8 protein-coding genes and 1 pseudogene are annotated in these 13,481 nt (G+C 39.1%); 5 read left to right on the top strand and 4 right to left on the bottom strand.

Translation table 11 applies throughout. The annotated features are described in order from the left end of the window. Positions 1-2: 2 nt before the first annotated feature. Positions 3-1,415, bottom strand: a complete 1,413-nt coding sequence (cysG, locus tag O7C57_RS05145; RefSeq protein WP_154622371.1) for a siroheme synthase CysG — start codon at positions 1,413-1,415, stop codon at positions 3-5. 299 nt (positions 1,416-1,714) lie between these two features. Between cysG and treR the strand changes: the two genes are divergently transcribed. The 5 genes and pseudogenes from treR to O7C57_RS05120 all read left to right on the top strand — a co-directional run bounded on the left by treR (position 1,715) and on the right by O7C57_RS05120 (position 9,057). Next, positions 1,715-2,680 carry a trehalose operon repressor TreR gene (gene treR / locus O7C57_RS05140; protein ID WP_154622372.1) on the top strand — a complete coding sequence of 322 codons (966 nt, stop codon included), beginning with the start codon at positions 1,715-1,717 and terminating at the stop codon, positions 2,678-2,680. A gap of 122 nt (positions 2,681-2,802) precedes the next feature. Continuing rightward, positions 2,803-4,223 (top strand): annotated as a pseudogene (gene treB, locus O7C57_RS05135) (PTS trehalose transporter subunit IIBC). 25 nt (positions 4,224-4,248) lie between these two features. Beyond that, positions 4,249-6,972 (top strand): glycoside hydrolase family 65 protein, encoded by a 2,724-nt coding sequence (locus tag O7C57_RS05130; protein WP_269723738.1) that lies wholly within the window; start codon positions 4,249-4,251, stop codon positions 6,970-6,972. Further along, positions 6,965-7,612, top strand: coding sequence for a beta-phosphoglucomutase (pgmB, locus tag O7C57_RS05125; protein WP_269723737.1), 648 nt, complete (start codon positions 6,965-6,967; stop codon positions 7,610-7,612). The genes O7C57_RS05130 and pgmB overlap by 8 nt, the downstream gene beginning before the upstream one ends. Positions 7,613-7,665: 53 nt before the next feature. Next, positions 7,666-9,057 carry a carbohydrate porin gene (locus O7C57_RS05120; protein WP_154623481.1) on the top strand — a complete coding sequence of 464 codons (1,392 nt, stop codon included), beginning with the start codon at positions 7,666-7,668 and terminating at the stop codon, positions 9,055-9,057. Between the two features lie 64 nt (positions 9,058-9,121). Here O7C57_RS05120 and O7C57_RS05115 read toward each other — a convergent pair whose 3' ends face one another. Genes O7C57_RS05115 through cysJ form a run of 3 tightly spaced genes read right to left on the bottom strand, consistent with a single transcriptional unit; the run spans position 9,122 to position 13,388 of the window. Then, on the bottom strand, positions 9,122-9,856 hold the full coding sequence (locus tag O7C57_RS05115; RefSeq protein WP_269723736.1) for a phosphoadenylyl-sulfate reductase: 735 nt from the start codon (positions 9,854-9,856) through the stop codon (positions 9,122-9,124). Beyond that, the gene (cysI, locus tag O7C57_RS05110; protein WP_269723735.1) at positions 9,853-11,583 is read right to left on the bottom strand and encodes an assimilatory sulfite reductase (NADPH) hemoprotein subunit; all 1,731 of its coding nucleotides are present in this window, start codon (positions 11,581-11,583) and stop codon (positions 9,853-9,855) included. Before cysI ends, O7C57_RS05115 begins: the two co-directional genes overlap by 4 nt. After that, the gene (gene cysJ, locus O7C57_RS05105; RefSeq protein WP_269723734.1) at positions 11,583-13,388 is read right to left on the bottom strand and encodes an NADPH-dependent assimilatory sulfite reductase flavoprotein subunit; all 1,806 of its coding nucleotides are present in this window, start codon (positions 13,386-13,388) and stop codon (positions 11,583-11,585) included. The genes cysI and cysJ overlap by 1 nt, the downstream gene beginning before the upstream one ends. Between the last annotated feature and the right edge of the window lie 93 nt (positions 13,389-13,481).

The raw sequence follows: 13,481 nt of genomic DNA, 5'->3' as shown, positions 1-13,481 counted from the left end.
TTTTAAGCCAATTCCAGCACGGCGGAACGCCATCTGTTTTCCACGCCATGATGACCAAACCAAGCTAATTGTTGATGCAATGCAACAACCTCGCCAATCACCAATAAAGCAGGGGAAGGTGCTTGCTGAGCAAGTGTCTCTAATTCATGTAACTGCCCGCTAAGCACCTGCTGATTATTGCGTGTTCCGCAACCAATGACCGCAACAGGTGTGTTTGGAGAACGTCCAAACTCAATCAGTTGTTTACTGATATATTCAGCTTTTACCGTTCCCATATAGATAGCTAATGTTTGATGTCCGCTAGCCAGCGCTGGCCAGTCAAGGTCGTTACCATTATTTTTGCAATGACCCGTAATAAACGTGACGCTTTGAGCATGTTCTCTATGTGTAAGCGGGATCCCCGCATAGGCGGTTGCACCAATCGCGGCTGTAATACCAGGAACCACTTGGAAAGGAATTTGAGCTTCTGCCGCAACCTGAAGCTCTTCACCACCTCGCCCGAAAATAAACGGATCCCCCCCCTTTAATCGAACAACTTTTTTTCCTTGTTTAGCCAATTTGACGATTAATGCATTCGTTTCTTCTTGTGAAACCGAGTGATGATGAGCTCGCTTTCCGACACAGATTTTGTCTGCATCTCGTCGCACTAAATCAAGTACTTCCTCACTGACTAAGTTGTCATATAAAACAACGTCCGCGTTTTGCACAACTTGCAAGCCTTTTAACGTCAACAAGCCCGCATCACCAGGCCCAGCGCCTACTAGGATAAGTTCGCCGCTATTATCCCTTTCAGATAATTGCTTCTCTAATTGCTGTTCGGCTTCAAGGAGTTGACCTTTTTCAACTAACGAGGCAAAACGACCATTAAAGCTTTTTTCCCAAAAGCGTTTTCGTTCGCGCATGCTCGTTATCGATGATTTGACTTTTTCTCGCCACCGCCCTGCTATTTTTGCCATATGCCCTAACGAATTCGGCAACATGGCTTCAAGTTTTTCACGCAATAAGCGAGCAAGAACCGGCGCTGTTCCCCCAGATGAGATGGCGATAACGACAGGGTCTCTGTCAATAATTGACGGAACAATGAAAGAACATAATGGTTTCTCATCCACAACATTAACTAAAATTTGTTGTGACTCCGCATCATGAAAAACTTTCTCATTCAATGCAGGTTGGTCTGTTGCAGCGATCACTAGATAAGCCTTTTCGATATGAGAAAAATGATACTCTTCCTTAACCCAGATAAATTTTTTTTGCTCATAAAGACGTTGTAAAACCGGACTTAATGTAGGAGATATGACCATAAGCGCTGCATCGACTTTCAGTAACAGCTCAGCTTTACGTGCCGCAACATCACCACCGCCAACTAGCACAACTTTACGGGATCGCAGATCCACAAATAACGGTAAATATTCCATCTTACTCTTCCGGTGTTATATCACTTTTTTATGACAACGATTTAAATTGACTATATGGCGTGCAAGTTGGGTTATGAAATGCCAAAAATTCATTAGATGTAACGCAAAGGAATAAGTCATTACTGAGTCAATGGCAGAGACCAAATACGTCAGTGAATACGGAGAAGAGTGATAACGGATGTTGATCGCTTCTTTTATACAAATATCTTGAAAAAATGAGTTAGACTAAGATCATCAATAGAACAAAAATATAAATTATTTAGCCTTTATAAGTATTCAGCCAATTAAGACGAAACATCATGATAAATACTGATAAAAAAAAATTAACCATCAATGATATAGCAAAATTGTGCGGTGTAGGTAAATCAACGGTTTCACGTGTCATTAATCAAGATCCAATGGTTAATGAAGAAACTCGACAAAAAGTTAATCAAATAATCAAAAAATATCAATTTACGCCATCAAAATCGGCTCGTGCGATGCGAGGATACTCAAATCGTTCTTTTGGCATCATCATGACTCGTCTAGATTCTTATGCAGAAAACCAAGCTGTCAGCTCCATGCTACCTATTTTCTATGAAAATAATATCGACCCGATTATTTTAGAAACCCAGTTTAAGCAAGAGAAAATAGAAGAACATTTGAAAATGCTTGCTCGTCAAAAAGTTGACGGTATTGTGCTCTTCGCTTTTTCAGGTATAGATACCAATAAATTGGTCGAGTGGAAGCAAAAAATGGTGGTCATTGCACGACCATTAGAAGGGTTTGTTTCAATCTGTCACGACGATGACAATGCAGTTAAAAACTTAATGCATTATTTTCATGGACAAAAGAAACATGACAAAATCAGTTATGTTGGGATCAATATTCATGATGAAACAACGGGCTTACTTCGTTATCAATCCTACTTACAATATTGCGAACAGCATCATTTAACCCCTCATGCACGTCTAGGTGAGCTAAATTATCAAAGTGGTTACCTGCTCGCTAAAGAAATAGTCACGACATCCCCACAAGCTATCTTATGCGCAACAGATTCTTTAGCATTTGGCGTTCAAAAATATTTGTCTGAACAAAAAATGACGCATATTGATGTTGCCTGTATTGGTCGCAACGACTTACTGACATTTTTATTTCCTCAAACTAAGTTTTACCGTTTAGGTTTTAGAGAAAGTGGGAAAGAAGCAGCTAATATATTGATCAAAATGCAAAAAGAAACAATTCCCCCTCAAAAAATCATTATTTCTAGCGACAGCTTAAATTAATAATTTTCAATAATTAATGATTATGACATGTGATCATCGTCTAGTTATGGGAACGTTCCCGTTTGAATAAGTCAAATAACGATATATATTAAAAAAAACGAAACCATCACGAGAAAATGAATATGTCTAGTGCCAAAGATTTAAAAGCCATTGAAGAGCTTATTGTGCTGATTGGCGGTAAAAATAATATCATTAGTGTTTCTCACTGCTTAACAAGGTTACGCTTTGTCCTTAATGATCCCAATCTTGCTGATATAGATAAAATAAAACAAATTCCTTTTGTTAAAGGCTGTTTTAATAATGCAGGTCAATTTCAAGTTATTATTGGTATAGAAGTTGAAAGCTACTATAAAACACTTTCTAATTGTTTAGAGTTAAAAACAAAAAGCAAAGATGAGGTTAAATCTGACGCAAAAAAAAACATGAGCTTTTGGCAAAGGCTGATAGCTAATTTGGCCGAAATATTTGTTCCTTTATTACCAATTTTAATTTGTGGGGGCTTACTTTTAGGTTTACGCAATGTCATCGGTGAAATGCCGATATCAGAAAATAAACCATTAACCTATTTTTATCCTTGGCTACAACCTATCTATGAATTTCTATGGTTACCTTGTGAAGCGATATTCCATTTTTACCCGTGAGTATTTGTTGGTCTAGCACTAAAAAAATGGGGGGTACCCCAGCTCTCGGTTTAGTACTTGGTATTACATTAGTGTCACCTCAGCTGATGAATGCCTATAATTTAGGTTCCCAAGTGCCTGATATTTGGAACTTTGGATTATTTACCATTGCGAAAGTAGGCTATCAAGCTCAAGTCATTCCTTCTATTTTGGCTGGATTATTTTTAGGTTGGTTTGAAACCCGCTTACGCCGTTATATCCCCGATTATTTAAAATTGGTTATTGTTCCAATCGTTACCCTAATTGTTTCTGTTTTTGTTGCCCATGTTATTTTAGGCCCAATAGGCAGAGGGATCGGTAATGGTATCGCTGAAATAATCAAATTATTAATGTTAGGTGACTTCGCCCCTATTGGCTCTGCTATCTTTGGTTTCTTCTATTCGCCAATGGTGATTACCGGATTACATCACACAACCTTAGCCATTGATCTACAAATGACTCAGAGCTATGGCGGTACACCTATTTGGCCAATTATTGCGCTCTCTAATATTGCCCAAGCATCTGCGGTTGTTGGTATTATCATTGTCAGTCGTAAAGTCAATGAACATGAAATTACTATTCCTGCGGCTATCTCGGCTTATTTAGGTGTCACTGAACCCGCCATGTATGGGGTTAACTTAAAATATGGATTTCCAATGCTATGCGCAATGATTGGATCCGCGCTTGCGGGGTTGATTTGCGGTTTAAATCATGTGTTATCAAATGGTATTGGCGTTGGTGGTTTACCTGGCATTTTATCGATACAGCCTACTTATTGGTTAGTTTATCTATTTGCCATGATTGTTTCTATTATCGTTCCGATTGGGTTAACGGTTATTGCCTATCGCTATAAAGAAAGAAAAGGCACGCTACAAGCTAATTAATGTATCATTAAATTTAAGGTTTATTATGAATTACTTACTTATTATTTTTTCAGATATCAGCGTGTCTGTTGAAGACAAAAATAAAAAACAACATTACTCATTTGATTTTTTAAATAATACTTATCATGACTGGTTAAACGTTGTTGAGAAAATAAAAAATGACTTTCCTCTGATGCATGGAGGTATTATAGCTCCTCCTTTTGATCAGGATGCTGAAAAAAATGCTATTATTAAAACAAAAGATAATAAAACAATTAACTTAGCAAATTTTTTCTCTGAGGCGTTTAACTCTCCCTTTATTATAGAAAAAACGAACTCATTAAATCAGTTAACGAATATAGCGGAAAAATTAGCTGATAAAGAAAATGAATTTACATGGTCTATCGAATATTCAGGGCTAACGTCAGGTAAAGATGAATATTGCCAAGAGTCACTATTAACTGTTGCAAATGGTTATATCGGACTACGCGGCACATTACCTGAAATGACCGCCAGCGAAAATTACTACCCAGCAACCTATGTGGCAGGATTATATAATCAAGCAACATCCCAAATAGGTGATCATCAAGTTATTAATGAAGATTTCGTTAATGCGCCGAATGGACAATTTATCTCCCTTAGAATCGGTGACTCTGATTATATTCATCCTAATAACGTAACGACTCACCGCCTCACCCGTCATTTAGACATGAAAACCGGAGTGATGTCATCTGATTGGCTGATTGAAACCGCGGATGGAAAGCAATTGAGTATTCGCTGCTTCAAGTTTACCAATATGGCGGATATGTCCCACTATTGTCTTCACTACCAATTTACGCCATTAAATTTCTCCGCGGAAATAACCGTAGTCACCAGATTAGAAGGAAATACGGTTAATGCCGGAGTGGAACGTTATCGTAGTCTTAATCAACATCATTACCATGTGTTAAAAACAGGTGCAAAACAACAAACAGCTTACCTATTAGCAGAAACAAATCAGTCAAAAATAGGGATAGGTTTGACCTCAAATATTTATGGTGATTTTTTTACAGACAAAGACATTGTTTGCCATATTTCTGAATCCGTGGTTGATCAAACAATTACTTTTAATGCCAAACAAAATATCAGCTATACATTAGAAAAATGTGTTGCTATGACAACCTCTACCGCCTACCCACATCATTGGCATGAAATTGTAAACTGGCAACTTCCTACCTTAAAAGCGCAATTATTAGAGACTAAACAAGCATGGGCAAGCTTATGGACTAGCGCTGATATTGTTGTTTCAGGCGATTTAATGACGCAAAAATTGTTGCGTTTACACACCTACCATCTGCTTGCATCGGCTTCACCATTTAGTAATGAAAAACATCAATTAGATGTATCTGTAACAGCAAGAGGCTTACACGGCGAAGCCTATAGAGGGCATATTTTCTGGGATGAAATTTTCATACTGCCTTTTTATATCATGCATTTTCCTAACACCGCTCGCCAACTTTTACTCTATCGCTATCATCGTTTAGAAACGGCGCGTTCAGCAGCCAAAGCGGCAGGTTTTCAAGGAGCCATGTTCCCATGGCAATCAGGGCATGATGGTAGTGAACAAACACAAGTGCTACATCTCAATCCACTCTCTGGACAATGGGATCCGGATCATAGTTGCCGTCAACGCCATGTTTCATTAGCGATTGCTTACAACGTCTGGCTATATTGGCGCAATACTCTTGATCATCAATTTATGGCGGATTACGGTTTAGAATTACTCAATGAAATTACCTTATTTTGGGTAAGCCTATGCCAATTTGATGAACGAGATCAGCGTTTTCATATTAGTGGCGTTATGGGACCTGATGAATTCCATGAAAAATATTCTGACTCACAAGAAGGTGGTTTAAAAGATAATGCCTATACCAATTTAATGGTCGCATGGCTATTTAATGAAATAGTGACACTGTATAGCAATAGCCTCTTTACCCATAAATTCACTGAATTGGGCTTTGATGCAGATCTCATCCAGCAACTTAACCATATTAGAACCCAACTGGCCGTTACGCTTAATCAAGATGAAGTGATTGAACAATTTTCAGGTTACTTTTCGTTGAATGAATTGGATTGGGAAAGCTATCGCCAAAAATATGGCAATATTTATCGTATGGATCGGATATTGCGTAAAGAAAATAAGTCAGCCGATGATTTTAAAGTCGCTAAACAAGCCGATACGCTGATGTTATTTAATAATCTAGATAAAGCGACCGTCAAATTCTTAATTGAGTCTCTAGGCTACTCATTGTCTGACGATTTCGCTGAAAAAAACCTTCAGTATTATCTTGAACGAACGTCTCATGGTTCAACGTTATCTCGTATTGTTCATGCCTATTTAGCCGAACAAATACAAAGACATGACCTGTCATGGAAACTTTATCAGGATGCCTTATATTCAGACTACAATGATATTCAAGGTGGAACAACTGCTGAAGGAATTCATACCGGTGTCATGGCCGCAACGTTAAATACCACGATTATGGCTTATGCGGGTGTGGATATTCGTCAAGATACTCTCAATATTACACCATCATTGCCAAACCAATGGCAGAGACTGAGTTTCCATCTAAACCATCAAAATGTTTTGTATCACATTAACCTAACTCATAATGACATTACTGTTACGAGCGATAAAGCCTGCATAATATCCATTAATCATCATCAATATCACCTTATTGATAACACGGCTTTTTGTTTAAACTTCAATGAGGATAAAACTAATGGTTAAAGGTCTGATATTCGATTTAGATGGCGTTATTGTGGATACCGCTGGCTATCACTATTTAGCATGGAAGAAATTAGCGAATGAAATTGGTATTGAAATTAATGAAGAGTTCAATCAAACCTTAAAAGGTATTAGCCGAACAGAATCATTAGATAAAATATTAAATTATGGTAATAAGCAAAACCTTTTTTCTGCTCAAGAGAAAAGTGAATTATCAGAAAGAAAAAATAACTACTATGTGAAGTTATTGGATAACATTACGCCAAAAGATATTTTACCTGGTGTGTTAGAATTAATTGAACAGGCCTATCAATACAATATTCCTTGTGTTATCGCTTCAGCATCTCAGAATGCACCAATGATATTAAAGAAATTAAATATTGATAATTATTTTCAAGCTATTGTTGACCCTAAATCCTTAGAAAAAGGAAAGCCTGACCCAGAAATATTTTTAAAGGCAGCACAACTTATTCATGTCCCCGTAGAATTTTGTGTTGGCTTTGAAGATTCAATAGCAGGAATACAATCTCTAAAGAAAGCAGGGATTTATGCTATTGGTATTATCGCTGAAGGGTTATTACCCGAAGCAGATCTGGAAGTAAACTCATTGACTGAAATAAATATACAGACACTACTCCAATAATAAAATATCAAATGGGAAATATATTTCCCACTTAGGTATAAAAGGAATAAAGAATGAATATGAAACTACTCGCTATTGCTATTAGCTTGGGATTAACTGTACCAACAATAACCTTAGCTAATACAAACTCTCTATCAATAGAACAACGTTTAGCCCTATTAGAACAACGAACCCTTGCAGCTGAAAAAAGAGCCGAACTTGCTGAACAAAAAGCTGCCCATTTAGAAAATGTATTAAAGAATAATACTACGATTAGTCAACCAGCTAATGACCAACAAATAGTGACTAAAAAAACACCTGAAGCGCCTAATTTAATTGAAACCAATAGTCAATATGGAACCCTTAAGTTGTATGGTGATGTCGAATTTAATACAGATATTGCTAGTAAAAAAGGACAACTTACTTCAATTAATACCCAAGCAGGAAAAGACAAAGATTTTGGTGACTATGATAAATGGGGAATCAATGGACGAATTCTAATCGGTTTAGATGGTGAACGAGTATTAGATAATAAAAACTATGCGGGTTTTTCTGTCCAACCTCTCGCTAAAATTGATGGAGATGTGAGCTTAGATGATGCTGAATTTCATTTTGGTAAAAAAGAGAGTTGGCAAATAAAGCTCGGTCGCTATGAAGCCTATGATATGTTCCCATTAAATCAAGATACCTTTGTTGAGTATTCAGGCAATACCGCCAATGACACCTATAGCGATGGGTTTGGCTACATTTATATGATGAAAGAAGGTCGAGGAAGAACCAATAGCGGCGGCAGCATGATGTTTAATACGAAATATGACAATTGGTATTTCGAAACAAACCTGCTTATTGAAGATGGTACCAGTATCTTTAGCAATAGTGAGTACCACGGACGAAAACTGATTAATAAAAAGAATGTTGTCTATGTCCGTCCTGTTATCGCTTGGGAAAAAGATAGCTTTAAAATTGCTGCTGCGCTAGAAAGCAATATCGTGAATAATGCCTATGGTTATGAAGATAAAAACACAGGCCAATTTAAAGATCAGTCTAAACGCAATGGCTATGGCTTAACATTGGGCTGGAATAATTTAAAAAATGATCCAACCAATGGCTTGACGATAAATTGGAATACCGCCTATTTAGATGCCAGTCATGAAACTGATTTTACGACAGGTGCAAATATTCTATGGCGTCGTTTACAGTTAGGGTATATCTACGCTCATAATGACATCAAATCCTATGCATTAAATTATGATAACAATATTGATAATGAAGTCATCTTTGGTCCTGGCAAATATGATATTCATACCCTTTATACCTCTTATGAGTTACCGGATATACTTGATATGAATAATTTTAAAATTTATATCGGGGCATACTATTCAGTCATTGATGGAAAAGATATTGAAGTGAAAAATAGCGACAAAGATCGTTACGGCACAAGAGTGAGATTTAAATACTTATTCTAGAATAGATTAATGATGATATTGAGTGGCTAATTTAGTAGTCAGCCACTCAATATATTGATATCGCTTAACCTTCATGAAGCCCACATTCTCTCTTTAAACCAAAGAAGCGGGTTTCTTCTTCACTCATACCCGGTTCCCATTTTCGAGTGGTGTGGGTATCCCCCACGGACAAATATCCTTGTTCCCACAATGGATGATAAGGTAGGTTATGCTGTGTCAGATACTCATGTACTTGCCGATTATTCCAATCAATAACAGGTAAGACTTTAAATATCCCTTTACCTATATTCAATACCGGCAACATAGCACGACTCGCCGACTGCTCTCTACGTAATCCAGAAAACCAGCTTTGTGCTTTCAATTCCTGCAAAGCACGGTTCATCGGCTCAACTTTATTGATTTGATTATATTGCTCGATTCCTGATAGTCCTTGTTCCCATAAGCACCCATAAACAGCCTCTTGCCAAGCAGGAGACAATGGCGAACGGTAAACATGCAAATTTAACCTCAGCCTTTCCGTCAATTCCTCAATAAAACGATAGGTTTCAGGGAAAAGATACCCTGTATCGGTGAGGATCACTGGAATATCAGGAATGACTTGAGTGACCATATGTAGCGTTAAAGCGGCTTGTATTCCAAAACTCGATGACAATACAAACGCTGTAGGTAAATGGTTCATTGCCCATTCGATTCTTTTGATAGCATCATATTTTTCTAACTGGGTATTAAATGCAGATAAATACTCGTCTTGTTCTGCTTTGTCTAATTTTAATACCTCAGCGAGTTCAAGCTGGCTCATACGGCCTCCTTAACCTCATAGAAATCAACCGCAGAGTTCAGCACCGGCTTCACCACATCCGTGCGTATTAAGAAATCACCAAATCCTTCTTGTGCTTGACGCCCTCTAGCCCAATCACCAATCAAGGTATCTAAAAGAGATAAAATTTCGGCTGAACTAATGTTTTCACGATACATACGAGGAATGCGAGTACCAATCCGGTTTCCCCCTAAATGTAAATTGTATCTGTCGAGTGCTTTACCCACGAGCCCAACTTCCGCCAGCATTGCTCGACCACATCCATTTGGGCACCCCGTAACGCGTAAAACAATATGCTCATCACCAATGCCGTGTGATTGCATGATTTTTTCAACCTCAGTGACAAATTCAGGTAAAAAACGCTCGGCCTCTGCCATCGCCAGTGGACACGTTGGGAAAGAAACACAAGCCATTGAGTTTTCACGCTGCGCAGTCACTTCTGCACTCATCAAACCATGTTCACGGGCAATCGCCTCAATACGGGCTTTTTCCGTTTCAGGTACACCAGCAACAATTAAATTTTGGTTTGCCGTTAAACGAAAATCCCCTTGATGAATTTTTGCAATTTCTGCTATACCTGTCTTTAAGGGCTTATTAGGTAAATCAATCAGGCGGCCATTTTCAATAAATAACGTTAAATGCCAATGATTATCTATCCCTTTTAGCCAACCAATTTGATCACCACGTTGAGTAAATTGATAAGGCCTAATGGCTTCAAATGTCACTCCCGAACGCCGTTCTACTTCTTGCTTAAATGTTTCTACACCAACCCGTTCAAGAGTGTATTTTGTTTTGGCGTTTTTACGTTCAGTACGATTTCCCCAGTCGCGCTGAGTCGTCACAATCGCTTCCGCAACAGCTAACGTATCCTTCAAATAAATAAACCCGAACTCACTGGCTAACCGTGGAAAAGTTGCTGTATCACCATGAGTCATGGCTAGACCACCACCAACCAGTACGTTAAAACCGATAAGCTCACCATTTTCAGCGATCGCCACGAAGTTCATGTCGTTAGCATGTAGATCTACATCATTTAAGGGTGGGATCACTACCGATGTTTTGAATTTTCTCGGTAAATAGGTTTTCCCTAATATAGGCTCTTCATCTGTGGTTGCGACTTTCTCTTTATCAAGCCAAATCTCCGCATAAGCATTGGTTTTAGGCAATAGATGCTCCGATATTTTTTTTGCCCATTCATACGCCTGCTGATGCAACTCAGACTGCACAGGGTTAGATGTACATAACACATTACGGTTGACATCATTGGCCGTTGCTAAAGCATCCAACCCGACGTGATGTAACATCTGATGCGCTGGCTTGACATCCCCTTTTAAAATGCCATGAAATTGAAAGGTCTGCCGATTAGTAATACGCACACTACCGTACAACGTATGCTCAGAGGCGAATCTATCGATGTCCAACCATTGCTTCGGCGTAATAATTCCACCAGGTAATCGGCAGCGTAGCATCATTGCATGGCGAGGTTCTAATTTTTGCTCCGCCCGTTCCGCGCGAATATCGCGATCATCTTGCTGATACATACCGTGGAAGCGAATGAGCAGAAAGTTATCCCCCTCAAAACCCCCACTCAGCCCATTTTTAAGGTCTTCTTTGATAGTTCCACGCAGATAATGACTATTATTTTTCATACGCTCACTATCAGCCAGTTTGCCTTCTACGACCAAAGGCCCGTATTTTTTATCGCTCATTAGTAGACATCCCTCTGATACCGGCGCTCTACGCGCAGCTCACTCAAAAACTCATCTGCCGATTCACTATCCATGTTGCCGTATTGGCTAATAATATCCAACAACGCATGTTCCACATCACGTGCCATGTGATTCGCATCGCCGCAGACGTAAATATGTGCGCCATCTTCAATCCAGCGCCATACCTCTTCCCCTTGTTCGCGTAACTTATCCTGTACATAAACTTTTTGGGCTTGATCTCGAGACCAAGCTAATGAAATGTTGGTCAATAAGCCATCTTTGACATAGCGCTGCCATTCCACTTGATAGAGAAAATCTTCAACAAAGTGAGGATTACCAAAAAACAACCAGTTTTTACCCGTCGCTTGTTCATTATCACGTTGCTGCATAAAGGCTCTAAATGGAGCGATACCGGTTCCTGGGCCTATCATAATGACGGGTTTCGAGGTGTCAGCTGGAAGGCGAAAGTTATCATTATGTTCAATGAATATACGTACCTCGTCACCTTCTTTAAGGCGATCAGCTAAAAAACCAGAAGCGCCACCCGTACGAGCTCGTCCATCAATGTCATAACGTACAACCCCTACAGTGACATGTACTTCATCCTCTGTTTCCGCTTGTGAAGAGGCAATTGAATACAGTCTTGGAGTAATCGGCCGAAGAATATCAACAAACTCTTGGGCTGTCGGCTGAGAAGCAGCCTGCCTAACCATATCAACAATAGGGGTTGTCTGAGCGTAATATAACAGTGCTTGTTTATCGCTGATCAAACCAAGTAATGCATCGTCTTTTGCTAAATTGGCATATTTTTCAACAATTAGATGTGTGTTTTGAGTCAATTCTAAATGGTGTATCAATGCATCACGTAATGGATATGATTGTTCAGCCACCTGAACTGGTTCATCACCTGTCAGCCATAATAAGCCTATCAATTCATCGACAAGGGCTGAATCATTATCGAACCACACACCGAGAGCATCTCCCGGTTGATAACGTAACCCTGAATCGCCAAGGTCGATTTCAATATGACGAACATCTTTTAGCGATCCACGCCCAGTAATTTTTTGATTGACGAGTAATGACGCGGTCAGAGGCGCTGTCTTTGTATAAGGCGATGAATGTATTTCATCAACACTGCCCGCTTGGGTTACCACCAATTGCTGATCACTTTGCGTAGGCACTCGCTCTTTAAGGCGCTGCGTCAAATCCTCAATCCATGCTTCAGCGATGGATTGATACTCGACATCGGCATCAATCCTCTCAAGTAATGATGTCGCGCCTAATTGCGATAATTGGGTATCAAAATCTTTCCCTGCTTGGCAAAACTTTTCATAAGAAGAATCACCTAAAGCAAAAACAGCATATACCGTACCACTCAAATTGGGTGCCTTTTTAGAATGCAAGTACTTATATAAAGCAACCGCTTCTTCGGCTGGCTCTCCCTCTCCTTGAGTTGATGCTACGATGACTAACACTTTTTCTTGTGAGATTTGTTTAAATTTATAATCTCCCGCGTTAACTAAGTTGACATTCAGTTTTTCACTTATGAGTCGTTCTCTCAGTTGCTCAGACAAACGTCGAGCATTCCCTGTTTGTGAAGCTGAAATAATCGTAATAGTTTCATCTTGTGGTACTTCAGCACTCATAGGCACGTTAGTGACTGTATTTTGATTAACCATTCCCCACAAATAACCAGACAACCAAGCGAGTTGGTGAGATGAAAAGTCATCGACAGCCGTCTGCAAACGTGAAAGTTGTTCCACCGATATTGGCAATACCGATATGGGAGACTGTTTTTTTGTCATTATTCTATAACCCCAGAGTTGCTTATCTAAAATTACTACCCCGATAGTTTGTCAGGTTATAACACCCTTGCTAAACGGGATAAGAAACGATCG

The organism is Providencia sp. 21OH12SH02B-Prov (assembly GCF_027362595.1).
GTDB lineage: Bacteria > Pseudomonadota > Gammaproteobacteria > Enterobacterales > Enterobacteriaceae > Providencia > Providencia zhejiangensis.
Note: the sequence above shows the minus strand (reverse complement) of the source record. Positions and strands in the feature narration are given on the sequence as shown.